The organism is Microlunatus flavus (assembly GCF_900110855.1).
GTDB classification, from domain to species: Bacteria; Actinomycetota; Actinomycetes; order Propionibacteriales; family Propionibacteriaceae; genus Microlunatus; species Microlunatus flavus.
In genome coordinates this window covers 229,828-253,543 of sequence record NZ_FOFA01000007.1, presented here as the reverse complement: position 1 = coordinate 253,543, position 23,716 = coordinate 229,828, and the positions used below count along the sequence as shown (strand labels likewise).

The 23,716-nt window shown below is 73.2% G+C and carries 22 protein-coding genes; 10 read left to right on the top strand and 12 right to left on the bottom strand.

The genetic code is table 11. The annotated features are described in order from the left end of the window. Positions 1-46: 46 nt before the first annotated feature. Together BMY04_RS16380 and BMY04_RS16375 are read right to left on the bottom strand one after the other, a co-directional pair. Positions 47-676, bottom strand: coding sequence for a YdeI/OmpD-associated family protein (locus BMY04_RS16380; RefSeq protein ID WP_091183318.1), 630 nt, complete (start codon positions 674-676; stop codon positions 47-49). 67 nt (positions 677-743) lie between these two features. Next, entirely contained in the window at positions 744-1,202 is a 459-nt protein-coding gene (locus BMY04_RS16375; protein WP_232506454.1) for an RDD family protein, read from the bottom strand. A 214-nt stretch (positions 1,203-1,416) separates the two neighbouring features. On the opposite strand from BMY04_RS16375, the gene glnA reads away from it, so the two are divergent. Next, positions 1,417-2,838 carry a type I glutamate--ammonia ligase gene (gene glnA / locus BMY04_RS16370; RefSeq protein WP_091183310.1) on the top strand — a complete coding sequence of 474 codons (1,422 nt, stop codon included), beginning with the start codon at positions 1,417-1,419 and terminating at the stop codon, positions 2,836-2,838. Between the two features lie 177 nt (positions 2,839-3,015). On the opposite strand, the gene BMY04_RS16365 is transcribed toward glnA, so the two are convergent. Beyond that, on the bottom strand, positions 3,016-3,303 hold the full coding sequence (locus BMY04_RS16365) for a hypothetical protein (RefSeq protein ID WP_091183308.1): 288 nt from the start codon (positions 3,301-3,303) through the stop codon (positions 3,016-3,018). A gap of 245 nt (positions 3,304-3,548) precedes the next feature. Between BMY04_RS16365 and BMY04_RS16360 the strand changes: the two genes are divergently transcribed. Next, positions 3,549-4,283 (top strand): HAD family hydrolase, encoded by a 735-nt coding sequence (locus tag BMY04_RS16360; RefSeq protein ID WP_091183305.1) that lies wholly within the window; start codon positions 3,549-3,551, stop codon positions 4,281-4,283. A gap of 248 nt (positions 4,284-4,531) precedes the next feature. Here the strand turns inward: BMY04_RS16360 and BMY04_RS16355 are convergent, their stop codons facing one another. The 4 genes from BMY04_RS16355 to BMY04_RS16340 form a co-directional block, all read right to left on the bottom strand. Beyond that, complete coding sequence (locus tag BMY04_RS16355) at positions 4,532-5,947, bottom strand: ABC transporter substrate-binding protein (RefSeq protein ID WP_091183303.1); 1,416 nt, start codon at positions 5,945-5,947, stop codon at positions 4,532-4,534. Then, positions 5,944-6,840, bottom strand: coding sequence for a carbohydrate ABC transporter permease (locus BMY04_RS16350; protein ID WP_091183300.1), 897 nt, complete (start codon positions 6,838-6,840; stop codon positions 5,944-5,946). The genes BMY04_RS16355 and BMY04_RS16350 overlap by 4 nt, the downstream gene beginning before the upstream one ends. Further along, a complete protein-coding gene (locus BMY04_RS16345; RefSeq protein WP_232506453.1) occupies positions 6,840-7,802 on the bottom strand; it encodes a carbohydrate ABC transporter permease in 963 nt (320 codons plus the stop codon). The genes BMY04_RS16350 and BMY04_RS16345 overlap by 1 nt, the downstream gene beginning before the upstream one ends. A gap of 168 nt (positions 7,803-7,970) precedes the next feature. Then, on the bottom strand, positions 7,971-8,327 hold the full coding sequence (locus BMY04_RS16340) for a VOC family protein (protein ID WP_091183297.1): 357 nt from the start codon (positions 8,325-8,327) through the stop codon (positions 7,971-7,973). A gap of 125 nt (positions 8,328-8,452) precedes the next feature. Between BMY04_RS16340 and BMY04_RS16335 the strand changes: the two genes are divergently transcribed. Further along, positions 8,453-9,340 (top strand): EamA family transporter, encoded by an 888-nt coding sequence (locus tag BMY04_RS16335; RefSeq protein WP_091183293.1) that lies wholly within the window; start codon positions 8,453-8,455, stop codon positions 9,338-9,340. Positions 9,341-9,404: 64 nt separating this feature from the next. Next, on the top strand, positions 9,405-10,691 hold the full coding sequence (mshA, locus tag BMY04_RS16330; RefSeq protein ID WP_232506452.1) for a D-inositol-3-phosphate glycosyltransferase: 1,287 nt from the start codon (positions 9,405-9,407) through the stop codon (positions 10,689-10,691). A gap of 6 nt (positions 10,692-10,697) precedes the next feature. On the opposite strand, the gene BMY04_RS16325 is transcribed toward mshA, so the two are convergent. After that, on the bottom strand, positions 10,698-13,685 hold the full coding sequence (locus tag BMY04_RS16325) for a bifunctional [glutamine synthetase] adenylyltransferase/[glutamine synthetase]-adenylyl-L-tyrosine phosphorylase (protein ID WP_091183290.1): 2,988 nt from the start codon (positions 13,683-13,685) through the stop codon (positions 10,698-10,700). A gap of 80 nt (positions 13,686-13,765) precedes the next feature. On the opposite strand from BMY04_RS16325, the gene BMY04_RS16320 reads away from it, so the two are divergent. Continuing rightward, on the top strand, positions 13,766-14,476 hold the full coding sequence (locus BMY04_RS16320) for a maleylpyruvate isomerase family mycothiol-dependent enzyme (protein WP_091183286.1): 711 nt from the start codon (positions 13,766-13,768) through the stop codon (positions 14,474-14,476). Positions 14,477-14,749: 273 nt separating this feature from the next. Here BMY04_RS16320 and BMY04_RS16315 read toward each other — a convergent pair whose 3' ends face one another. Further along, positions 14,750-16,087: a glutamine synthetase family protein gene (locus tag BMY04_RS16315; protein WP_091183282.1), complete on the bottom strand. Its 1,338-nt coding sequence runs from the start codon at positions 16,085-16,087 to the stop codon at positions 14,750-14,752. A 139-nt stretch (positions 16,088-16,226) separates the two neighbouring features. Between BMY04_RS16315 and BMY04_RS16310 the strand changes: the two genes are divergently transcribed. Continuing rightward, complete coding sequence (locus BMY04_RS16310) at positions 16,227-17,216, top strand: amidohydrolase family protein (protein WP_170854182.1); 990 nt, start codon at positions 16,227-16,229, stop codon at positions 17,214-17,216. A 150-nt stretch (positions 17,217-17,366) separates the two neighbouring features. On the opposite strand, the gene BMY04_RS16305 is transcribed toward BMY04_RS16310, so the two are convergent. Further along, entirely contained in the window at positions 17,367-17,579 is a 213-nt protein-coding gene (locus BMY04_RS16305; RefSeq protein ID WP_091183278.1) for a DUF5302 domain-containing protein, read from the bottom strand. Between the two features lie 104 nt (positions 17,580-17,683). Here BMY04_RS16305 and BMY04_RS16300 point away from each other — a divergent pair, with 104 nt between their 5' ends. Both BMY04_RS16300 and BMY04_RS16295 read left to right on the top strand, forming a co-directional pair. After that, on the top strand, positions 17,684-19,720 hold the full coding sequence (locus BMY04_RS16300; protein ID WP_091183275.1) for an NAD(+) synthase: 2,037 nt from the start codon (positions 17,684-17,686) through the stop codon (positions 19,718-19,720). A gap of 58 nt (positions 19,721-19,778) precedes the next feature. Further along, the gene (locus BMY04_RS16295; protein ID WP_091183271.1) at positions 19,779-20,726 is read left to right on the top strand and encodes a DUF2510 domain-containing protein; all 948 of its coding nucleotides are present in this window, start codon (positions 19,779-19,781) and stop codon (positions 20,724-20,726) included. A gap of 71 nt (positions 20,727-20,797) precedes the next feature. Here BMY04_RS16295 and BMY04_RS16290 read toward each other — a convergent pair whose 3' ends face one another. Further along, entirely contained in the window at positions 20,798-21,664 is an 867-nt protein-coding gene (locus BMY04_RS16290) for a transglutaminase-like domain-containing protein (RefSeq protein ID WP_198410208.1), read from the bottom strand. Next, complete coding sequence (locus BMY04_RS23130) at positions 21,661-21,948, bottom strand: hypothetical protein (protein WP_091183267.1); 288 nt, start codon at positions 21,946-21,948, stop codon at positions 21,661-21,663. Before BMY04_RS23130 ends, BMY04_RS16290 begins: the two co-directional genes overlap by 4 nt. Before the next feature lie 144 nt (positions 21,949-22,092). On the opposite strand from BMY04_RS23130, the gene BMY04_RS16280 reads away from it, so the two are divergent. Continuing rightward, entirely contained in the window at positions 22,093-22,479 is a 387-nt protein-coding gene (locus tag BMY04_RS16280) for an SRPBCC family protein (protein ID WP_091183263.1), read from the top strand. Positions 22,480-22,630: 151 nt separating this feature from the next. Further along, a complete protein-coding gene (locus BMY04_RS16275; protein ID WP_091183258.1) occupies positions 22,631-23,701 on the top strand; it encodes a sulfate ABC transporter substrate-binding protein in 1,071 nt (356 codons plus the stop codon). Positions 23,702-23,716: the final 15 nt, after the last annotated feature.

Genomic DNA, 23,716 nt, shown 5'->3' with positions numbered 1-23,716 from the left:
GCGTCCTCGGCCCCGACCCCGGCCCGTCCCGCGCCTTTCGACAGGCTCAGGGAGCGTCGGAGCCCTCCGACGAGCTCAGGGGCTCACGCTTGGTCGGCGGCGTCCACACGCCCGGACGCCGGTTCTCGGCGGCGAGGGCGACGGTCGTGGCGATGCGCTTCTCCCGCGTCGGCGGGCGCTTGGCGCCGTAGACCTGCTCCAGCGCGGCCCGCTTCACCGAGCGCGGAAAGGCGTCCCAGTGCTGCCGGGCGCCCGGCTCGGCGTCGAGGGCGGCGGCGAGGTCAGGCGGCTCGACCAGGTCCTCGACCAGGTCGAGCGCCGTCCAGGTGCCCGACGCCTTCGCCGCCTCGACCACCGCGCGACCCGCCGGCGCCATCCGCCCGGCGGCCTCCAGCTCGGCGACCCTGACCTTGTTCGGCCGCGACCACCCGCTGCGCGGTCGGCGCGGGGTCAGCAGCTGCTGCGACCGGAGCTCGTCGAGCGGTCGCGCCTGACCGTCGATCCAGCCGAAGCACAGCGCCTCGCGCACGAGGTCCTCGTACGCGACGTAGCGCTCCCCCGCGGCCTTCTTCCCGGTCACGAGCCAGATCCCCGGCGAGGAGGCGTGGTGCTCCTCGAGCCAGGCGCGCAGCTCGGCCGCCGAGCCCACCTCGACCTGCTCGTACGCGTCGCTCATCCGCTCTCCTGCCCGCGCCCCTCCTGCTCGCGCCCATCGTGGCGCACGCGGCGTGGCGACGAAAGGTTCAGCGGCGGTTGACGACCGCGGTGCCGGCGGCGAGGTCGTGCAGCCCGCGCCGGTCGGTGCCGATCACGACGGCGGGCAGCACGAGGCAGACCATGACGGCGCGGAGCGCGGAGCGGAGGAAGCCGACCGGCTGGTCGTCGAGCCGCACGACCGCGAGACGGCAGAGCAGCTGGCCCGCGCTCGCGCCGGCGAGAGCGACCATCACCGTCGTCTGCACGAAGAACGTGACCATGGTCATCCACGAGGTCCAGCCGTCGGCGGTCAGCACCCGGGTCCCGAAGAACAGCACGGCGATCACGGTGCAGATCACCCAGTCGAGCAGCAGCGCGACGATCCGCGCGCCCCACGTCGCCAGCGAGCCGCGACCCTCGCGGGGCAGCCCGATCCGCTCTCCGGGGTACGGCTCCGGCTGGGCCGCGCCACCCGTCCCGGCCACCGCATCGGTCCCTCGAGCCACCCCTCGACGGTACCCGCCGGCTCGTACGCGCTCCGTGTTACGCCAGCGGAACAAAGCAGAAACGCTGCGGCAACCCCACATCCCTAACTTCAGAACCCAGGGGCGCGTGAGGTTGGCGCCCGTGAGAGCCTGCCCATGATCGCTCGCGAGAGCCCCGCCGTGGGCCAGCCCGACCCGTGCACGCGCGCCCGCGCGTCGAGAACCCGGAGGACAGATGTTCCAAGGCGCCGACGACCTGTTGGCCTACATCAAGAACGAGGGCGTCGAGATCGTCGACATCCGGTTCTGCGACCTGCCCGGCCAGATGCAGCACTTCACGGTGCCGGCGGGTTCGTTCGACGAGGCCGTGTTCAGCGACGGCCTGGCCTTCGACGGCTCCTCCATCCGTGGCTTCCAGAAGATCCACGAGTCCGACATGGCGCTGCTGCCGGACCCGACGACGGCGTTCATCGACCCGTTCCGCAAGACCAAGACGCTCGCGCTGAACTTCTTCGTGCACGACCCGCTGACCAAGGAGCCGTACAGCCGCGACCCGCGCAACATCGCGCGCAAGGCGGAGAACTACCTGGCCTCCACCGGCATCGGTGACACCGCGTTCTTCGCGCCCGAGGCCGAGTTCTACGTCTTCGACGACGTGCGCTTCGAGACGAAGCAGAACACCGGCTACTACTCGATCGACTCCGTCGCCGGCGCCTGGAACACCGGGCGCATCGAGGAGGGCGGCAACCGCGGCTACAAGGTCAAGTACAAGGGCGGCTACTTCCCCGTCCCGCCGGTCGACCACTTCGCCGACCTGCGCGACGAGATGACGCTCAACCTCGAGAGCTCGGGCCTGACCGTGGAGCGCGCGCACCACGAGGTCGGCACCGCCGGCCAGGCGGAGATCAACTACCGCTTCAACACGATGCTCGCCGCGGGCGACGACGTGCAGAAGTTCAAGTACATCATCAAGAACACGGCGTGGGCCGCGGGCAAGACCGCGACCTTCATGCCCAAGCCGATCTTCGGCGACAACGGTTCGGGCATGCACGTGCACAGCTCGATCTGGAACGAGGGCACGCCGCTGTTCTACGACGAGGCCGGCTACGGCGGCCTGTCGGACCTGGCCCGCTGGTACATCGGCGGCGTCCTGGCCCACGCGCCCTCGATCCTCGCGTTCACCAACCCGAGCGTGAACTCGTTCCACCGGCTCGTGCCCGGCTTCGAGGCCCCGGTGAACCTGGTCTACAGCTCGCGCAACCGCTCGGCCGCCATGCGGATACCGATCACGGGCTCCAACCCGAAGGCCAAGCGCGTCGAGTTCCGCTGCCCCGACCCGTCGTCGAACCCGTACCTCGCGTTCGCGGCGATCCTCATGGCCGGCATCGACGGCATCCAGAACAAGACCGAGCCGCTGGCCCCGGTCGACAAGGACCTCTACGAGCTGCCGCCCGAGGAGCACGCGAACGTGCCCACGGTCCCCGACAGCCTGGGCGGCGTCCTCGACACCCTCGAGGCCGACCACGAGTTCCTGCTGGGCGGCGACGTCTTCACCCCCGACCTGATCGAGACCTGGGTCGAGCTGAAGCGCGCCGAGATCGACGCCATCCGCCTGCGCCCGACGCCGCACGAGTTCGAGCTCTACTACGACGTCTGATCGACACCCTGCTCGTAGGCCGAGGCCCGTCGCACCGTCCCGGTGCGGCGGGCCTCCGTCTGTCTCGGGGCGTCCTGCTGAAAATCGACCACTCGATGAGGGCCGGAGGTGTTGTCCACGCTCAGCCCGAGGGCGTCGTCCTCATCGAATGGTCGATCTTCAGCGAACCGCCACGGCTCAGGCCGCGGCGGCCGGGTCGTGGCAGGTGTCGCGGCTGCTGCCGTGCCGCGGGTGGCGGTGGCGGCGCCGGGAGTAGACGAGCGCGCCGCAGGTGCAGCTGACCCAGCCGCAGCGGTTGTCGCGGCAGTGCCGGCTGAGCGTGTCGGTGTTGGTGCAGTGCGGGCAGGCGACGCGGAGGCCCACGACTGCGCGGGGAGCCGGGGCGGGTTCCCACGCCTCGGGGACGACCACGATGGGCAGTCCGAGGCGGAGCCACCGTGCCCCGAGCGCGTTGATGCCGGTCATCGGAGGTCCGCCCGAGCGTGTGCCGGGGCAGGGACGAGCAGGTGCACGAAGTGGCTTCCTTCGACGGTGTCTGTGCACCGCCGCGCTGCCGTGCCGTTCGGATCCCCCTGTACCCCGCGGCTGCACCCCGCACACCGCGCGAGGCTGTGACGCGGAACGCTCCGCAGGGTTCTGCCCCGACAGCCCGGGGGGGCAGCGCCGCGGCGACGCCGAGCGGCGTCCGGGTCGACCCGTAGGCTCGCCCGGTGACCGAGCCCCTGCCCCCGCTGTCCGGGACCCGGGTCGTGCTGTGCGACGCCGACGGCAACCTCTTCCCCTCCGAGGAGCCGGCCTTCGAGGCCTCGGTGGAGGTGACGAACCGCTTCCTCGCCGACCACGGGGTGGCCCACCGGTACGGGTCGGAGGAGCTCCGCCTCGCGGCGACGGGTCGCAGCTACCGCACCATCCTCGCCGCGCTGGCCCGCGAGCACGGCGTCGCCGAGCCCACGCCCGCGGAGCTCGAGGAGCTGGTCCACGCCGAGCGGGAGGCGGTGACCGCGCACCTCCGCACCGCCCTGCACCCCGACCCGGCGGTCCTGGAACCGCTGACCCGGCTCGCCGAGCGGTACGGCGTCGCGGCCGTCAGCTCCAGCGCCGACGGCCGCATCGAGGCGTGCTTCGAGGTGACCGGGATGGCCCACTTCTTCCCGCCCGAGCGCCGCTTCAGCGCGGAGGACTCGCTGCCGGTGCCGACGAGCAAGCCCGACCCCGCGATCTACACGTACGCGCTCCACGCGCTCCACCTGCGCCCGGAGCAGGCGGTCGCGGTCGAGGACTCCCCGACGGGCGCCACCGCGGCGGTCGCGGCGGGCATCCCGACGGTCGGCAACCTGCAGTTCGTGCAGGCCGCCGAGCGCGACGAGCGCCGCGAGCAGCTCACCGCGGTCGGCGTCGTGGCCCTCGTCGGGAGCTGGGGCGAGCTGCTCGCGCTGCTCGGCTGAGCCCTCGGTGAGCTCTTCCCCAACCGACCACCCCTACGGGGGTGAAATGGCGAAAAGCTCGCCGGGCCCCGGGGAATAGCGCCGACCTCGGCTACGGTTGTGTCTCGTGCCGCCCGGTGCATGACCCCCGGGCTTCACCCATAGCCGCCACGAGCGGCCACTCGCCGAGAGGCGTCTGCCGGGCGGCACTTCTCTTCCGCGGCAGCGCGGGCCCCACGGGCCCGCGCTGTCGTGCTGATCCGGGCCCGTCAGTCCCCGCCGACCGACTCGTTGTAGCTCTCGACGGACTCCGCGACGTTCTCCTGGACCTTGCGCAGCGAGGTCGCGACGTCCTTGCCGATCAGCGCCCGCTCGAGGCCGTCCTCGAGGGCCTTGCGCATCTGCGGCATCGGGCCAGCCGCGCAGCCGGTGGTCGCGGGCGAGACCTTCGTGCGGTTCAGGGAGTCGATCGCCACGGTGAACAGCGGGTTCTTCGCCACGAACGCCTTGTCCTCCGGTTCGTCGAGCGCCGCCTGGTTCACCGGGAAGTAGCCGGTCTGGGTGTGCCAGAACGCCTGCGAGTCGGGCTGCGCCAGGAACTGCGCCAGCTCCCAGGACGCCTCCTTCTCGGCCTCGCTGTGCCCGGGCCCGGAGATCCACAGGCTCCCGCCGCCGACCGACGGCCCGTTGCCGGGCGCCTCCGACCCGCTCAGCACCGGGAACGGTGCGGCGCCGAGCTCGAACTTGCCCTGCGACGCCGCGGTGAAGCCCTTGACCTGGCCGGTGGACTCGAAGGTCATCGCGGTCTGCCCGGCCTTGAACGCGTCCTGCGCGTCCTTGCTGACCCGGCCGGTGTTCACGGCCAGCCCGTCGGCGACCATCTGCTGCCACCACCGGACGGCGGCCACGATCGTCGGCGAGGAGAAGTCGGCGGCGGTCACGCGCTGCCCCGTACGCCCGTTCTCGTGGTCGCAGAACTCCTCGCCCGCCGTCGCCGCCAGCTGCTCGAGGTACCAGCCGTAGATCGCCGCGCCGAAGCCGTACGCCACCGGCCCGCCGTCGACCTTGCTCAGCTTCTCGGCCGCGGCGCGGATCTCGTCCAGGTTCTGCGGGGGCTTGTCGGGGTCGAGCCCGGCCGCCTTGAACGCGGTCTTGTTGTAGTAGAGCAGCGGGACGGAGCTGTTCAGCGGCATCGACCACTGGGTGCCATCGACGGTGTAGGTGCCCGCGATGTTCTTCTGGATGACGCCGAGGTCGTAGCCGTCGCGCTTCGCGAACCCGGCGACCGGCACGACCTCGTGGGAGTCGACCATGAACTGCGTGCCGATGTCGTAGATCTGGATGATCGAGGGCGTCGTGCTCGACTGCACGGACGCCTTGTACTTCGTGATCGCCGTGTCGTAGTCGCCCTGGAAGACGGCGCTGACCTCGATCTTGCCCTTGTGCGCGTCGTTGAAGCGGCTGACGAGCGTGTTCAGCGCGACCCCGTTGCTGGCGTCCATCGAGTGCCAGAAGGTGACCTTCGTGACGCCGGTGGCGCGCTCCAGCGCGTCCTTGGCCGGCACGTCGAGGTTGCCCTCCGGCCGCCCGCCGCCGCAGGCCGCCACGAGCAGGAGCACGAGGACGCCCAGCAGCGCGAGGCCCCGGCGACCCGTCGACCGGACCGGGGAGCGGCGGGCGCTCATCGGCCCGACCCCGCCGTGAGGCCGCGCACGATGAACCGTTGCCCGAAGAGCACCAGCGCCAGCGTCGGGAGCAGGGCCAGCACCACGCCGGCCAGGACCATCCCCGGGTCGTTCGCGTCGACCGACTGCAGCTGGGCGATGCCGATCTGGATCGTCTGGTTCTCGGGCGCCTGGGTGGTCAGCAGCGGCCAGAAGTACATGTTCCAGGCCGACAGGAACGACCACACCCCCAGCGCCGCCAGCGTCGGGCGGGTCAGCGGCACGAGGATCCGCCACAGGAAGCCGAGGTTGCCGACCCCGTCCACGCGGGCCGCGTCGCGCAGCTCCATGGGGAAGGTCAGGAACGCCTGGCGCACGAGGAACACCCCGAAGCCGGCGGCGAGGTACGGCAGGGCGAGGGCGGCGATGGTGTTGATCAGCCCGAGCTGGGCCATGGCCAGGTAGTTCGGGATGATGATCGCCTCCCAGGGGATCATCATCGTGCTCAGCAGCAGGGCGAACCAGAAGCGCCGCCCCCGCAGCCGCAGGAACACCAGCGCGTACGCCGCGAGCACGCTGGTCAGGAGCTGGCCGAGGACGACGAGCACGGCGACGGCCAGCGAGTTCAGGTACTGCCGCAGCAGCGGGATCGTGTCGAGCGCGTTCGCGTAGTTCTCGGCGACGAAGCCGCCGACCGGCCAGAGCTTGGCGGGGAACGTGTTGATGTCGGCCGGGCTCATGAAGCTGCCGATCACGCCGTAGTAGACGGGGAAGAGCAGCACGACGAACAGCAGCGCGAGGAGCACGTAGGTGAGGACCGGCGTACGGCCCTCCCGCGCGCGACGGTGCCGGCGACCGGGGCTCGCGGGTGCGGCGGCGCGCAGCCCGGGGGCGGTGGGGGTGACGGTGGCCATCAGGCGTAGAAGACCTTCCGCTGGAGGAAGCCGAACTGGAAGGCCGTGATGGCCAGCACGACGACGAGCAGCACGATCGCCTGCGCAGACCCGGCGCCGAAGTTGGAGTTGTTGTTGGCGAAGGCGACGTCGTAGATCGAGTAGACGAGCGTCTGGGTCGAGCGGTCCGGGCCGCCGCGGGTGAGGATGTGGATCTGGCCGAAGCTCTGCAGCGCCTGCACCGTCCCCGTCACCGCGAGGAAGAACAGCTGCGGGCTGATCAGCGGCAGGACGACGCCGGTCTGCAGCCGAAGGCCGGAGGCGCCGTCGAGCCGGGCCGCCTCGAGCACGTCGTCGGGCACCGCGCCGAGCCCGGCCGACAGCACCAGCAGGTTGTAGCCGACCTGCATCCACACCGAGGTGATGGCGACCGAGAGCAGGGCGGTGGTCGGTTCGGTGAGCCAGCCGACGGGGCCGGCGCCGAGGTAGGACAGCAGGCCGTTCACCACGCCGGTCGCCGGGTTGAGCATCACGCCGAAGACGACGGCGGCGGTCGCGACCGAGAAGGCGAACGGCAGCGCGAAGGCGGTGCGGAAGAAGCGCACGCCGCGGATGCGGTTCGACAGCAGCAGCGCCAGCACGAGCCCGACGAGCATGCTCGGCACCACGGTGAGCACGACGAAGCCGAAGGTCACGAGCAGCGTCTTGCCGAAGCCGGGGTCGGTGAAGAGGTCGGCGTAGTGCTCGAACCCCACGAAGCCGCTCGGGCGCCCGAAGAGGTCGCTGCGCTGGAAGGACAGGTAGACCGAGCGCGCGAGCGGGAAGAAGAAGAACGCGGCGAAGACGACCAGCGCGGGCAGCAGGTAGACGAGGGCTCCCCAGCCCTCGCGGCTCCGCGCTCGGCGTCCTGCGTCGGGTCTCGTCGCGGCGGGGCCGTCGGGCCCGGGCACGACGTCCTCGGGCGTACGGAGCGCGGCGCTCACCGCCCACCACCCCTGGTGTCGATCTGCGTCACTGCAGTCACGGCGGCGACGCTACACCGGGCCGTCCGACGGGCACGGGAGCCGTAAGAACGGCCGGTCGCGGGCGTCGCGGGACCGCGGCACGGGACCAGACCGGGCGACGCTGCCCGGACCGGACCCGTCACCGTCTCAGTCCGCCGGCGGGGCGTACAGCTGCAGGTCGTTGCCCTCGGAGTCGCGGAACGGGGCGATCCGACCCCACGGGTGGTCGCTGATCCCGCCGAGGAACGTCACGCCCTCGGCCTCCAGCCGCTCGACCTCGGCCTCGAGGCCGCCCTCCGGGGTGAAGGTGATCACCGCACCGCCCTCGGCGTGGCCGGAGGTCTCCTCGCGGGCGTTGAGCCCGATGGTGAGGTTGCCGGCGTCGATCTCGCTCCAGTCCGGCGTCTCCTTCGTCACCTGCAGCTGCAGGGTGTCGGCGTAGAAGCTCTTCGCGCGGTCCATGTCGTCCACGGGCACCCACACGGTGGCGACTGACTTCGCCATGGTTCCTCCTCGTCCTCGATCGTTGTTCCTAGAGGGTTTGCCCAGCAGAGCGGGCCTCAGACACCGGGCCGGTGCGACGGGGCGCGACCGGGCGCGTGCGCGACCTGGTCCTCTAAGGTCTGCGGGTGCTGTTCGTCGTCCTCGCCGGGGTGTCGGGCCTGGTGTGGGGCGTCGGCGACTTCGCCGGCGGCAAGGCGACGCAGCGCTCGGGCGCGCTGCCGGTCGTGCTGGTCTCCAAGCTGGCGAGCCTGCCGCTGCTCGCGCTCTACCTGCTGCTGCTGCCCAGCGCGCTCGACGGCGCGAGCCTCGGCTGGGGCGCCCTCGCGGGGACCTTCGGCGCGTTCGGCGTCGTCGTCTTCTACGCCGCGCTGTCCGGCGGGGCCATGACGGTGGTCGCCCCGATCACCTCGGTGACCTCGGCCGCCATCCCGGTCGTCGTCGGGCTCGCCGGCGGCGAGCGGCCGAGCCCGGTCGCCCTCACCGGCGTGGTGTGCGCGCTCGTGGCGATCGCCCTGGTCAGCCTCGCGCCACCGCGGCCGGGCGCCGTCTCGGTCGTCACCGGGCGCCTGGTCGCCATGGCCGTCGCGGCCGGGGTCGGGTTCGCGCTCTTCTTCGTCTTCCTGGCCCGCGCCAACGAGGCCGCGCCGGGCGGCGACGCGGGGCTCTGGCCGATCGGGAGCGCGCAGCTGGCGGCGCTCGGGGTCTGCGCCGCGCTGGTCGCCGCGACGCGGGTCCTCGGCGGCCCCGTCCCCGGTGCCGGGGGCTGGCCGCGGGGACGGTCGCTGGCCTGGACCTGCGTGGCCGGCCCCTTCGACATGTCGGCGAACGCGCTGTTCCTCGTGGCCACGCGCTACGGCGACCTGAGCCTCGTCGCCCCGCTCGCGGCCCTCTACCCGGTGACGACGGTGCTCCTGGCGCTGGCCGTGGACGGCGAGCGGCTGCGCCCGCTCCAGGTCGTCGGGCTGGTGCTGGCGCTCGCGGCGCTGCTGCTGGTCAGCGGCCCGTTAGGCTGACCAGGTCAGGCGGCACGGGCCGCACGGGGCGGCCGTCGGGCCGGTGGGCAGACGGGAACGCGGCGTGGACGTGTCCGTCGACTACCCGCGCCGTGTCGCCATGGTCAGCCTGCACACCTCGCCGCTCGCGGTGCCGGGCGTCGGTGACGCCGGCGGCCTGAACGTCTACGTGTCCGAGGTCGCCCGCCGCCTCTCCGAGCGCGGCCTGCACGTCGACGTCTTCACCCGCGACGACGGCAGCGCCCCCTCCGAGGTCGTCGAGCTCGGCGACAACCTGCGGATCCTGCACGTGCCCGCCGGCCCCCGGGCACCGGTGGCCAAGGAGGACCTGCCCGACCTGGTGCCGGAGTTCTCCGACGCCCTGGAGTCGGTCGCGTCGGCGTACGACCTCGTGCACAGCCACTACTGGCTCTCCGGCATGGTCGGGCTGATGCTGCGCCGCAGCCACGGACTGCCGCTCGTCCACACCATGCACACGATGGCGAAGGTGAAGAACGGCAGCCGGCCGAAGGGGGGCGTCACCGAGCCCGACCTGCGCGCCCTCGGCGAGTCGCAGGTCGTCTCCGGCGCCGAGGTGCTGACCGCCAACACCGAGGACGAGGCCGCCGACCTCGTGCGCGCGTACGGGGCGCGGCCGGGGCAGATCGCCGTCGTCCCGCCCGGCGTGGACCTGCACACCTTCCACCCGTGCGACCAGCAGCAGTCGCGCGACCTGCTCGGGGTCGGGCAGGACGCGCAGGTGGTGCTGTTCGTCGGGCGGATCCAGCCGCTCAAGGCCCCCGACGTGCTGATCCGCGCCGTCGCCCGCCTCGTGGAGCGCGAACCTGCCCGCCGCGAGACCCTGCGGCTCATCGTCATCGGCAGCGCCAGCGGCCCGGACGCCGGCTGGTCGGACACGCTCGCTCCGCTGGCCGCCGAGCTGGGCGTGGGCGACGTCGTCGAGTTCCGTCCGCACGCCGAGCGCTCGGAGCTGTTCCGCTACTACTGCGCCTCCGACGTCGTCGGCGTCCCGTCCTACAGCGAGTCGTTCGGGCTGGTCGCGCTCGAGGCCCAGGCGTGCGGCCGGCCGGTCGTCGCCACCGACGTCGGCGGCCTGCGGCACGCGGTGCGCGACGGCCACACCGGCCGGCTCGTCGCCGGCCACGACGCCGACGACTGGGCCGACATGCTGGCCGAGGTCCTCGACCACCCCGCCGAACGGGCGCGCCTCGGCGCGAACGCGGCCGCGCACGCGTCCAGGTTCAGCTGGTCGACCACCGCCGCCGCGACCCTCGAGGCGTACGGCGACGCCCTGCGCGCGGCCCGGCGGCGCTCGTTCATCACGGGCGCCTGGTTCGAGCGCGGCCGCTGAGGCGGGCTACCCCTCGCCCCAGAAGACCCGGTTCACCACGGCGCGCGCCCGGCGGGTGACGCGGCGGTAGTCGGCCAGCAGGTGCGAGGACTCCCCCGGCCCGTAGCCGAGGAGCTCGGCGAGCGAGGCGAGGTCGCGGGTGTCGGAGGGGATCGAGTCCGACGCGCGGCCGCGCATGAGCATCACCGAGTTGCGGATCCGGCTCGCGAGGCGCCACGCCTCCTCCAGCTGGCCCGCGTCGGAGGCGTCGACGATGCCGGCGTCCCGGGCCGCCCGCAGCGCCACGATGGTCTGGGTCGAGCGCAGCTGGGGCAGCCGGTGCGCGTGCTGCAGCTGCAGCGTCTGCACCGTCCACTCCACGTCGGCCAGTCCGCCGGGCCCGAGCTTCGTGTGCCGCTCGGGGTCCGCGCCGCGCGGGAGGCGCTCGGCCTCGACCCGGGCCTTGAGCTTGCGGATCTCCACGAGCTGGGCGTGGGACAGGCCGTCCTCGGGCCACCGGCGCCGGTCGATCTCGGCCATCAGCCCGGCCCCGACCTCCTCGTCGCCGGCCAGGTCGTCGGCGCGCACCAGCGCCTGGAGCTCCCAGGTGGAGGACCAGCGCGAGTAGTAGTTCCGGTACGCCGCGAGCGAGCGGATCAGCGCACCGCCCTTGCCCTCGGGACGCAGGTCGGCGTCGACCGACAGCGCCGGGTCGGCGCCCGGCCGGCTGAGCAGCTTGCGGAGCTGGGTGATCACGGCCCCGCCCGCCTTCACCGGGTCGGCGACCGTTCCGCCGTCGGCGCCGCCGTCGCCCGGGATCGTGTCGGCCATGACGAACATCGCGTCCGCGTCGGAGGCGTACGACATCTCGCGCCCGCCCCAGCGCCCCATCGCGACGACGGCGATGCGCGGCACCGGCTGCGCCTCGGAGTCGGCGCGCAGCGTCTCCAGGGCGGCGTGGACCGTGGCCGACGTGACGTCGGTCAGCGCCTCGCCGACCTGGAGCACGTCGATCTCGCCGAGCAGGTCGGCCGCGGCGATCCGGAAGAGCTCGCGACGCCGGATGGCCCGGATCGCCTCGACGGCCGCGGCGCTGCTCGACTGCCGGCGCGCGGCGGCCAGCATCTCGCTGCGGACGTCGGCGAGCGGACGAGGGCGCAGCTGCTCCTCCCCGGCGAGCATCTGCACCGTCTGAGGTGCGCGGGCCAGCAGCGAGACGGCGTACCGGCTGCTGGCCAGGATGCGGGCGAGCCGCTCGGCCATGGCGCCCTCGTCGCGCAGCGCGCGGAGGTACCAGGGGGACGAGCCGAGGGCCTCCGACACCTGGCGGAAGGCGAAGAGCCCGGCGTCCGGGTTCGGGGCGTCGGCGAACCAGCCCAGCATGGCCGGCAGCAGCTGGCGCTGGATGCCGGACTGGCGGCTGACCCCCTGGCTCAGCGCCGCGATGTGGCGCAGCGCGGCGGCCGGGTCGTCGTAGCCGAGGGCCTGCAGCCGGTCCTCCGCCGCGCGGGTCGTCAGGCGCAGCTCGCCGGTGGGGATGCGGGCGACGGCCTCGAGCAGCGGTGAGTAGTAGAGCCGCTCGTGCAGCCGGCGCACCGCGGAGGCGACGTTCCGCCAGGTCGACAGCAGCTCGGTCACCGGGTCGGGGTAGCCCAGCGAGCGACCGATGCGCCGCAGGTCCTCCTCCGACTCGGGCAGCACGTGCGTCCGGCGCAGCCGGAACAGCTGGATCCGGTGCTCGAGGACGCGCAGGAAGCGGTACGCGAGCGCGAGGGTCTTGCCGTCCTCCCGGCCGACGTAGCCGCCGTCGACGAGCAGCTTGAGGGCCTCGAGCGTCGCCCGGACGCGCAGCGACTCGTCGACGCGGCCGTGGACGAGCTGGAGCATCTGGACCGCGAACTCGACGTCGCGCAGCCCGCCCTCTCCCAGCTTGAGCTCGCGGCCGGCGTCGCGCTTCGGGATGTGCGCCACGACCCGGCGCCGCATGGCCTGGGTGTCGTGGACGAACCCCTCGCGCTCGGCCGCGCGCCAGACGTACGGGGCGACGAGTTCGACGAACTCGCCCCCGAGCCCGAGGTCGCCCGCCGCCGGCCGGGCCTTGAGCATCGCCTGGAACTCCCAGGTCTTGGCCCACGTCGAGTAGTACTTCGCGTGGCTGGCGAGCGTGCGGACCAGCTGGCCGGCCTTGCCCTCCGGCCGCAGCGCCGCGTCGACCTCCCAGATCGTGCCGGCCGCGGTGTGGGCCGAGCAGATGCGCGTCATCTCCGCGGCCATGCGGGTGGCGAGGGTGACCGCGCGGTCGGCCGGGACGAGGGGCTCGCCGTCGGCGTCACGGGCCGGCTCGGCGACGAAGAGGACGTCGACGTCGCTGACGTAGTTCAGCTCCTGGGCGCCGGTCTTGCCGAGCGCGATCACGGCGAGCCGGGTGTGCGCGGCCTCCGGGCCGGCCTTGGCCCGCGCGATCGAGAGCGCGGCCTCGAGCGTCGCGTCGGCGAGGTCCGACAGCTCGTCGGCGACGCCGTCGACGGCCTCGATGGGTTCGGGTGCGCAGAGGTCACGGGCGGCGATCCGCAGCAGCGCGGCCCGGTACGCCAGCCGCAGCCCGTCGCCGACCAGGTCGGTGGCGACGGGGACGTCCGCGCCCGGGTCCACCCCCACCGAGCGGAGGAGCTCGGTGCGGAGATCGGCGGCCGACGTGCGGGTCAGGGGCCCGTCGAGGGCCTCGACGAGCTCGGGGTGCGAGACGAGGTGCTGGCCGAGCGCGACGCTGGCGCCGAGCACGGCGACGAGGTGGCCGGCGAGCCGGGGGCGGTCGGCGAGCCGGTCGAGCAGCCCCGGGTCGGCGTCGTCGAGGCGGTCGAGGGTGCTGAGCGTGAGGTCCGGGTCGGCCGCGCGGACGACCACGTCGAGCAGCGTGAGCTGGTGCTGCGACCACGACTCCACGCGACGGCTCGCGGTCGCCGCGTCGGTGAAGCCCCGCCGGGCGAGCGCCCCCTGCGCCGTCTCGATCCTCACGCCTCGGTCCTCACGCAGGCGATCGTACGGACCGCCGACGCGCCCGGAGCGGGTTCGCGGGAGCACGAGAGGATGGACGGGTGGTGCGCGCGCGACGGAGTCCCGGCGAGGCGCTGGTCGAGCAGGGCCGCGCGCTGCACGACTGGCTGGCCGACCTGACCCCCGAGGACGCGACCCGCCCCACCGTCCTCGAGGGCTGGGACGTGCACGCGCTGCTCGCCCACCTCGACCTCGGCCTGCAGCGGACGGCGGGCGGCCTGGGTCCCGAACCGGGCACCGCCGAGGGCAGCCGCCGTCGCGCGCTCGAGCACGCGGAGCGGTTCTCCTTCGCGGCCCTGCTCGAGCGGCTGGACGAGACGCTCGACCGCCTCGACGGCTCGCCGCTCCCGCCCGACGTGGTCGGTCCGCAAGCCGTCGAGCTCGTCGTCCACGCCGACGACCTGTCGCGCTCGCTGCCCGACCGCGCACCCGTCCCGCAGGTCCGCGGCGCGGTGGGTGTCGCCTGCCGCAGCCTGTGCGAGGTCCTGGCGACCCGCTACCCGGGACGCTCGGTGGAGGTGCGGGTCCCGCCGCACGCCGCGGTCCAGTGCTCGGTGCTCCGCGACGGCCAGCTCGACCCCGGCCCGACCCACACCCGCGGCACCCCACCGAACGTCGTCGAGACCGACGCCACGACGTTCCTGCGCATGGCCACCGGGCGTACGTCCTGGGCGAACGCCCTCGCCTCCGGCCGGGTCGCCGCGTCGGGCCTGCGCGCAGACCTGTCCGAGATGCTGCCGCTCGTCGGTTAGCGCAGAAGGAAGCGCCAGCGGCGGATTGGATCGCTTCAGTGCCCTCGAGGAGCTGACTGGCGCTTCCTTCTGCGCTAACCAGCGAGGGGCTGACGTCCGTCCGGCTCCCGTCCGGCCTCGCCCTGCCCGGCCCACCGAACCCCGGCGGCCTACGGCCCCCGGCCAGCCCCTTGTTCACGAACCGCTGACTCCCGACGGCCAGATCGGCCGGTTCGACGTCGGGAGTCAGCGGTTCGCGCTGGAGCGGCGACGGGTGGGGCGGCGCGCTCCCGTCTAGAGGACCGGGAGCAACCGCTCGAGCTCCTGCGGCGTGACCTGACGGCGGTACTCGGCGAACTCGGCCCGCTTGTTGCGCAGGAAGAAGTCGAAGACGTGGTCGCCCAGGGTCTCGGCGACCAGCTCGGAACCTTCCATCGCGCGGATGGCCTCGTCGAGGTTGCGCGGCAGCGGCTCGATGCCGAGCGCCTTGCGCTCGCGCTCGGTCAGCGACCAGACGTCGTCCTCGGCCCCGTCGGGGAGCTCGTACTCGCCCTGGATCCCGGCGAGGCCGGCGGCGAGGGTGAGGGCGAAGGCCAGGTACGGGTTGGCCGCGGAGTCGATCGAGCGCAGCTCGACGCGCGCCGACGAACCCTTGTTGGGCTTGTACATCGGCACCCGGACCAGCGCGGAGCGGTTGTTGCGGCCCCAGCAGATGTAGCTCGGGGCCTCGCCGCCGCCGGCCAGGCGCTTGTACGAGTTGACCCACTGGTTGGTGACCGCGGTGATCTCGGCCGCGTGGCGCAGCAGGCCGGCGATGAAGTGCCGCCCGACCTTGGAGAGGTGGTTCTCCGCGCCGGCGTCGTAGAAGGCGTTGTTGTCGCCCTCGAAGAGCGACATGTGCGTGTGCATCGCCGAGCCCGGCCAGTCGGTCGCGGGCTTGGGCATGAACGAGGCGTGGATGCCCTGGCTGAGCGCGACCTCCTTCACCACGACGCGGAACGTCATGATGTTGTCCGCGGTCGAGAGGGCGTCGGCGTAGCGCAGGTCGATCTCCTGCTGGCCCGGGCCGGCCTCGTGGTGGGAGAACTCGACCGAGATCCCCATCTGCTCGAGCATGGTGATCGCCTTGCGGCGGAAGTCGCTGCCGGTGCTCTGCGGCGTGTGGTCGAAGTAGCCCGAGTGGTCGACCGGCGTCGGGGTCACGCTCGCCAGCAGCGGGTCCTTGAACAGGTAGAACTCGACCTCGGGGTGGGTGTAGAAGGTGAAGCCGAGGTCGGCGGCCTTGCCCAACGCGCGCTTGAGCACGTAGCGCGGGTCGGCGTAGCTCGGCGAGCCGTCGGGCATCGAGATGTCGCAGAACATCCGCGCCGTCGCCGGGCTGCTGTCGCGCCAGGGCAGGATCTGAAACGTCGACGGGTCGGGGTGCGCGATCATGTCCGACTCGTAGACGCGCGCGAAGCCCTCGACGGCCGAGCCGTCGAAGCCCATGCCTTCGGCGAACGCCCCCTCGAGCTCGGCCGGCGCGATCGCGACCGACTTCAGGAAACCGAGCACGTCGGTGAACCACATCCGGACGAACCGGACGTCGCGCTCCTCGATGGCACGGAGCACGAACTCCGTCTGCTTGTCCACCCGCTCATCCTGCCCGGCCGGCCGTAACACCGGTGTTACGGCCCGCCGAACTCCTGGCGACCCACCCGGCCACGCCGAGCTCGACGAGGTGGGCGAGGCCGCGTACGGCGCCCGGGAGGCGGGAACGAGCATGGGTGGCGTGGCGCTGATCGCGATCGAGGAGCACTGGAGCTCACCCGAGCTCACCGCAGCCGTACGGGCCCTGCCGGCGGACCGCGGCGACCCGAGCCTCGTGCTCGACGAGATGGGCGACAACCTCGCGCTCCTCGACGACCTCGCGGACGCCCGCCTGCGGTTCATGGACGCGCAGGGCGTCGACCTCCAGGTCCTCTCCCTGGCTCCGCCGGGCACGCACCCGCTCGACCCCGCGCAGGCCGTCCCCCTCGCCCGGCGGGCCAACGACCTCGCCGTCGAGGCCGTACGCCGCCATCCGCGCCGGTTCCGGGCGCTGGCGACGCTGCCGATGGCCGACCCGGCGGCCGCTGCGGCCGAGCTGGAGCGCGCGGCCGGGCTGGGCATGGTCGGCGCGATGGTCTACGGCCGCTCGGGCGCGGTCCCGCTCGACGACCCGCGCAACGAGGACGTCTTCGCGACGGCCGCGTCGCTCGGGCTGCCGGTCTTCATCCATCCCCAGGTGCCACCGCTGGCGGTGCGGGAGGTCTCGTACAGCGGGTTCGACCCCCTGACCGACCTGGCGATGGCCACCTTCGGGTGGGGCTGGCACCTCGAGGCGGCACTGGCCGCGCTCCGCGTGGTCGTCCGCGGCACGTTCGACCGGCACCCGGACCTGCAGCTGGTGCTGGGGCACTGGGGCGAGCTGCTGCCGTTCTGGCTGGACCGCGCCGACAGCCTCGCGCGGGCGGCCGGGCTCGAGCGGCGCGTGTCGGACTACGTGCGCACCAACGTCCACCTCACGAGCTCGGGGATGCTCAACCCGGCGCTCCTGCGCCACGTCCTCGAGGTGACGACGCCCGACCGGCTGATCTTCTCGACCGACTACCCGTTCCAGCGCCCCGACGCCGACGCCATCGCGACGTTCCTCACGCACCTCGCGACCGACGCCGACCGCGAGGCGTTCACCGAGGGCAACGCGCGGCGGCTCTTCCGCATCGAGGGCGACCTCGGCTGACGCGGTCTTTCGAACCCGGCCCCGTACGCGTCTGCTCGATCTTCGCGAGTCTGCGTGCCTAGCAACGCGCGCAGACTGCAGAAGGGCGAGCAGACGCCTGTCGACAGGCTCAGGCGACGTGGCGCCGCCGGGCGGGGCCCTCGCGAACCGCTAGCCCGTCTTGCGACGGAACGTGCGCTTGCCGCTCAGCTGGCCGTGGGCGTGGCCGCCGCTCTTGCCGCCGCCGTCGAGGTGGTCCTCGCCGTGGCGACCCTGCTTGGCGGCGAGCGCCTCGCGGAACTTGCGCTTCGTCTCGTCGGCCGGGTCCTCCTGCGTGGTCGGCTGTTCGGTGGGCTCGGACGTGGCTGACTCGTCGGCGCTCATCCGGCCATTCTGGACCCCGCCCCGCGCGGGCCCAAGGGGGTTCCCCGGCGACCTGAGGTCGGACGTCCCCCAGCCGGGCGAGCGGGGGTTGAGACACTCCTCCTGTGTTCGCCTCGATCTACGACCAGGGCTTCGTACGCGTCGCGGCGTGCGTGCCCACCGTCACCCTCGCCGACCCGCGGGCCAACGCGGCTGCGGTCGCGGACCTGCTGCGCGCGTCGGCCGACGAGGGCGTGGGGGTCGCGGTCTTCCCCGAGCTCGCCCTGTCCGGCTACTCGATCGAGGACCTGCTGCTGCAGGAGACGGTGCTCGACGAGGTCGAGGTGGCCGTCGGCCTGCTGCTGGCCGCGTCGGCCGACCTGCCCACGGTCCTCGTCGTCGGGGCGCCGCTGCGCCACGGCAACCGGCTCCTGAACTGCGCCGTCGTCGTGCACCGCGGCCGGCTGCTCGGCGTCGCGCCGAAGTCCTACCTCCCGACCTACCGCGAGTTCTACGAGCGGCGTCACTTCGCGCCGGGCGACGACCGCCGCGGGGCCACCATCACCCTGGCCGGGCAGACCGTCCCGCTCGGTCCGGACCTGCTGTTCGAGGCCTCCGACGTGCCCGGCCTGACCTTCCACGTCGAGGTCTGCGAGGACATGTGGGTGCCGGTGCCGCCGAGCGCCGAGGCGGCCCTCGCCGGCGCGACGCTGCTGCTGAACCTCTCGGGCAGCCCCATCACGGTCGGCCGCGCCGAGGACCGCCGCCTGCTCGTGCGTTCGGCGTCGGACCGCTGCGTCGCCGCGTACGTCTACACCGCCGCCGGCCCGGGCGAGTCCAGCACGGACCTGTCCTGGGACGGCCAGACGATGGTCTACGAGCTGGGCCAGCTGCTGGCCGAGACCGACCGCTTCCCCGACGGCCCCCGGCGCGCGGTCGCCGACGTCGACCTGCTGCGGCTGCGCCAGGAACGGCAGCGGATGGGGACCTTCGACGACAACCGCCGGACGCACGCGGCACGCACCTCGACGTTCCGCACGGTGACCTTCGCGCTCGAGCCGCCCCGGGGCGACATCGGGCTGCGCCGGACCCTCGACCGCTTCCCGTTCGTGCCCGACGACCCCGAGCGGCTCGCGCTCGACTGCTACGAGGCGTACAACATCCAGGTCACCGCGCTGGCGCAGCGCCTGGTCGCGATCGGCAACCCGAAGATCGTCATCGGGGTGTCCGGCGGGCTCGACTCGACCCACGCGCTGATGGTGGCGGCGCGGGCGATGGACCGGCTCGGCCGCCCGCGCACGGACATCCTCACCTTCACGATGCCGGGCTTCGCCACGACGTCGGCGACCAAGGACAACGCGACCCACCTGTCGCTCGCCCTCGGGACGACCTTCGCCGAGCTCGACATCCGCCCGGCCGCGGAGAAGATGCTCCACGACATGGACCACCCGTTCGCCGACGGGCACCCGGTCTACGACGTCACCTTCGAGAACGTGCAGGCCGGCCTGCGCACCGACTACCTGTTCCGCCTGGCCAACCAGCGCGGCGGCATCGTGCTCGGCACCGGCGACCTGTCGGAGCTGGCGCTGGGCTGGTGCACGTACGGCGTCGGCGACCAGATGTCGCACTACGCGGTGAACGCGGGCATCCCCAAGACCCTGATCCAGCACCTGATCCGCTGGGCGATCACCAACGGCGAGTTCGACGACGAGACCAACCAGGTGCTGAGCACGATCCTCGCGCAGGAGATCAGCCCCGAGCTCGTGCCGGTCGCGGAGGGCGAGCGGCCGCAGAGCACGGAGGCCAAGATCGGCCCGTACGCGCTGCAGGACTTCACCCTGTTCCACGTGCTGCGCTACGGCTTCCCGCCGAGCCGGATCGCCTTCCTCGCGACCCACGCGTGGTCCGACCCGGACCTCGGGCCGTGGCCGCCCGGCTACGACGGGGTGCGCACGAGCTACGACCTGCCGACGATCCGGCACTGGCTGCAGGTGTTCTGCCACCGCTTCTTCGGCCTCAGCCAGTTCAAGCGCTCGGCGATCCCCAACGGCCCGAAGGTCGTGGCGGGCGGCGCGCTCTCCCCGCGCGGCGAGTGGCGCGCGCCCAGCGACGGCAACGCCAACGCCTGGCTCGCCGAGCTGGAGCGGAACGTCCCGGCCTGAGGCCGGTGGGGCGCGCGTCGGCCGGGGGTCGGACGGCGTGCGCCGCTAGCGTGAGCCCGTGCCCGAGCCCGGTTGGTATCCCGACCCCGGGGGCCGCTCCGGCCACTACCGCTTCTGGGACGGGCAGCACTGGGGCCTGAGCACCACCCCCGACCTGCCCGGGCAGCCGCCGTCGGACGGCGGACCGCCCTCGCCGCGCCGCTCCCGCGGCACGCGCTGGATCCTGGCCGCGACGGCGGCCGCGGTCGTCCTCGTCCTGGTCGCCGTCGGGGCCCTCGTCCTGCGCGAGCGCAGCCGGCCGACCGCCGCGCCGACCGCGCGGCCCTCCGCGAGCGCCCCGGCGGGCGGGACCACCCCGCCGGCGAGGGGCGGCCCCGTCCGGCCGAGCGCGAGCCCGAGCGCCGTCCCGAGCGGAGAGGCCGGCCCGACCGCGAGCCCGACGCCCGGCAGCAGCCCGAGCGCCGGCAGCGGGCCCTGCCTCTTCGGCAGCCCGTACAGCCGCCAGGACTACCCGCGCGACGGGCGGGTGCACGGCGGGAACCTGTCGTTCCCGCTCCCGCGGGGCTGGGTCTACCCGGGCCGCCAGACCGACTCCTTCACCTGGGCCTACGACGTCGGGGAGGCCGACGTCCAGGTGCAGCAGCAGTGGTACTCCGCGTACGCGGTCGGGGCCGTCTCGGTCGCGGACGGATTCGAGGACCCCGAGACCGCGGCCGAGCTGATGATGACCTGCACGCTCGCCTCGCCGCTCTACCGCCACGTGACGAGCCGGACCGACCTGACGAGCTCGGAGACGACGGTCGACGGCTACCGCGCCTGGACGCTGCGCTCCGAGGTCCGCGCCGACGACGACCGCACCACCTTCGAGGGCGACACGGTGCAGGTCACCGTCGTCGACCTCGACTCCCCGGAGGCCCTCGCGTTCTTCTGGGGCTGCGCCCCGATCGGGGACGCAGGCCTGACCGAGCAGCTCGACGAGGTCGCCGACCGGCTCCGCGTGGGCTGAGGCCGCCCCCGTCCCCCGAGCCCTTCGACAAGGTCAGGGGACGGCGACAGGCTCAGAGGCCGTCGACCGGCTCAGACGCCCGGCTGACCCACCAGGCCGGTGGGCACGGAGGTGACGGCTTCCTCGGCCACCACGGTCATCCGCTGCAGCCAGGGCGCGCCGTACGTCGTCGCCATCGCCACGTCGCCGGCGTCGCGTCCGCGCCCGATGAGGACGCGGCCCTTGCGGTGCTCGTTGTTGCGCGGGTCGAAGGTGAACCAGCGCCCGCCGAGGTAGACCTCCATCCACGCCGCGAAGTCCATCGGTCCCTGCTTGTGCTCGACCTCGATCTCGGGCAGGTAGCCGAACACGTAGCGGGCCGGGATGTTCAGCGCGCGGCAGAGCGAGACCGCCAGGTGGGTGAAGTCGCGGCACACCCCGTAACCGGCGGCGTGCACGTCCGCGGCGGTGCTGCGGGCGTTGCTGCTGCCGTACTGGAAGGTCAGGTGGCCGTTGACGTAGTCGCAGATCGCCTGCACCCGCGAGTAGCCCTTGGGCAGCTGGCCGAAGCGGTTCCACGCCTCGGCCCCGAGCACGTCGGGCAGGCAGTAGCGGCTCGGCAGGGTGAAGATCAGCACGTCGTCCGGCAGGTCCTCCGGCGCGAGCTCCTCGGCGCTCTCGTCGACCTCCTCGGTGGCGTCCGGGACCGTCACCAGCGCGGAGTAGGTGATGGTCGACTGGCCCGCGGGGATCGTGAGCCGGCGGCACACGTTGTCGTAGAGGTCGGCGTAGGTGCGCGTCGCCTGCTCCGGCTGCGAGGTCCAGGACTCGTCGTGCACCACGACGCCCTGGTCGCGGAACGGCTCGACCTGGAAGACGGCCGGCACGTCGTAGGCGGACGAGTGGACGAACTCGCAGCCGATCCGGACCTCGCGGGTGCCCGGGTCGCCCGGCCTCACGCGGAGGCGGAGGGGGTCGAGCCGGTCGCGGTGTCGGGCTTCGGCGCCTCGGCGACCGCGTCGGCGGCCGTGTTGATCACGCTGGCGACGGGGTCGGGCAACGTGGCCGCCCGCTCCTTGACCTCGGCGGCGACGCGCGCCGCGGCGTCCTGCGCCTGCTGGCTGTGCGCGAGGTCGTTCGCGCGGGCCTTGAGCTCCTCGTACTTCTCACGACCGGCGCGCGTCCCGAGGACGTAGCCGACACCGCCCGCGAGCGCGGCCACCAGCACTGTCTTCGCCTTCATCTCAAGCCTCGTTCCCTCGGTGTCGCACCGTCCGGCGCGTAGGCGGAAGCCTACGGTGAGGCCTCCGCGCAGGTCCGGGCAGCCCGGGGCCGTCACACGGTCGTCACGTGGGCCAGGGGCGCGGCCTGGCGGGAGGAGCGGGCCATGGCCGTGCGACGCGTGGAGGTGACCGGCCCCGCCCGGCCCGTGGTGGCCTGGGAGCGCTACGCCGACCTCGACGCCTGGTCGACCTGGGCTCCCCAGATCCGTGGCGTCGACGCCGACGGGACACGGCTCGCCGTCGGCCGGACCGGGGTCGTGCGCGCGCTCGGCGGCCTGCGCGTGCCGTTCGTCGTGACCGCCGTCGACGAGCCGACGATGCGCTGGAGCTGGGTGGCCCGGGTCGGTCCCGTCGTGCTGTCGCTGCACCACGAGGTCGCGCCGGCCGACGGCGGCACCCGGGCGGGCCTCGTGCTCGAGGGGCCCACGGCCGTCGTCGCCGCGTACGCGCCCCTCACCCGGATCGCGCTCGCCCGCCTGGTCGCCACCTGACGCCGATCTCGCCTGACGTCGCCCGCGCCGGCTCGCCAGTGCCGCGCCGTCTCACAGACCGGGAAGCCGTCTCACCGAACCCCAGCAGCCCGGCATTCTCTAGTCGACCAGTAGGCATAGTGCCTGCGCGCCGACAGAACAGGGCTCCGCCATGACCCGTCCGCTCCTCCGCCGTACGCGCGTCCGCGCGGTCGCCGCCGTGGCCACCGCCGCCGCGTCGTCCCTGCTGCTCGCCGGCTGCGTCGGCGGGTCGGCCAGCCCCTCGGGCGCCTCCTCCGACGGCTCGGCCTCGGGCGCCGCCGTGATCCACCTCGTCGGCTACTCGGTGCCCAAGGAGGCGAACGGTGCCGTCGAGAAGAAGTTCCAGGCGACGCCGGCCGGTCAGGGCGTCACCTTCCAGGAGGCGTACGGGCCGTCGGGCGACCAGAGCCGCGCCGTGGCGAACGGCCTGCAGGCCGACTACGTGAGCTTCTCCCTCGAGCCCGACGTCACCCGCCTGGTCAAGGCCGGGCTCGTCGACGCCGGCTGGAGCGCGGGTCCGACCAAGGGCATGGTCGCCGACTCGGTCGTCGTCATCGCGGTCCGCAAGGGCAACCCGAAGGGCATCAAGGGCTGGGACGACCTGGTCAAGCCCGGCGTGAAGATCATCACGCCGAACCCGGCCTCGTCGGGCTCCGCGCGCTGGAACACCCTGGCCGCGTACGAGCACACGATCGCCGAGGGCGGCTCGGAGGCCGAGGCGAAGGACTACCTGACCAAGTTCTTCTCGAACGTGGAGGCGCTGCCGGGCAGCGGCCGCGACGCGACGAACGCCTTCCTCAGCGGCGACGCCGACGCCCTCATCAGCTACGAGAACGAGGCGATCCTGGCGCGCCAGTCCGGCGAGGACTTCGACTACGTCGTCCCCGACCAGACCGTCCTCATCGAGAACCCGGCCGCCATCACCACCAAGGCGACCCCGAAGGCCAAGGACTACCTGGACTTCGTGCTGTCGGCCGACGGCCAGGCGGAGTTCGTGAAGAAAGGCTTCCGGCCCGTCGTCCAGGGCACGCCGACGACCGGCGTCGAGGGCGCCAACGACCCGGCGAACCCGTTCCCGACGCCGAAGAAGCTGACCACGATCGCCGACCTCGGCGGCTGGGACGCGGTGAACGCGAAGTTCTTCACCGACAAGACCGGCATCGTGTCGCAGGTGCAGCAGGCCACGGGCAAGAGCCAGTGACGAGGGGCCGGGAGC